This is a genomic window from Kitasatospora nipponensis (genome assembly GCF_039528135.1).
Classification (GTDB): domain Bacteria; phylum Actinomycetota; class Actinomycetes; order Streptomycetales; family Streptomycetaceae; genus Kitasatospora; species Kitasatospora nipponensis.
Genome location: NZ_BAAALF010000647.1, coordinates 1 through 790, shown reverse-complemented (window position 1 = coordinate 790; position 790 = coordinate 1). Strand labels below are relative to the sequence as shown.

Annotated in this window: 1 protein-coding gene; it reads left to right on the top strand. The window is 68.2% G+C overall.

The features are described from left to right. Positions 1–790: glycoside hydrolase family 6 protein (locus ABD323_RS42470; protein ID WP_344447401.1), on the top strand; the 790-nt coding region annotated here is incomplete at both ends.

The window sequence follows — 790 nt, the reverse complement described above, 5'->3', positions numbered from 1 at the left end:
CGACCTACGTCTGGCTGGACCGGATCGCCGCGATCAACGGCTCGAGCAGTTCGATGGGCCTGCGGGCGCACCTGAACTCCGCCGTCAACCAGGCCACGGCCGCGGGCAAGCCGTTCGTCTTCCAGGTGGTCATCTACGACCTGCCCGGCCGCGACTGCGCCGCGCTGTCCTCCAACGGCGAGCTCGGCCCGACCGAGATCGGCCGCTACAAGACCGAGTTCATCGACCCGATCGCCGCGATCCTGGCCGACCCGGCCTACGCGAACCTGCGGATCGTCACCACGATCGAGCTCGACTCGCTGCCGAACCTGGTCACCAACGCGGGCGGCACCGCCACCGCCACGCCGACCTGTGACGTGATGAAGGCCAACGGCAACTACGTGGCCGGCGTCGGCTACGCGCTGAACAAGCTGGGCGCGATCTCCAACGTCTACAACTACATCGACGCCGGGCACCACGGCTGGCTGGGCTGGGACTCCAACTTCGGCCCCACCGCGAGCCTGCTCCTGCAGGCCGCCAACGCCTCCGGCTCCACCCCGGCGAACGTGCACGGCTTCGTCGTGAACACCGCCAACTACTCGACGTTGAAGGAGCCGTACTTCACCATCAACGACACCGTCGGCGGCCAGTCGATCCGGGGCACCTCCAAGTGGGTGGACTGCAACCGCTACGTCGACGAGCTGTCCTACGCCCACGCGTTCCGCGCCAAGGCGGTCGAGGTCGGCTTCCCGTCGAACGTCGGCATGCTGATCGACACCTCCCGCAACGGCTGGGGCGGCCCCAACCGTGC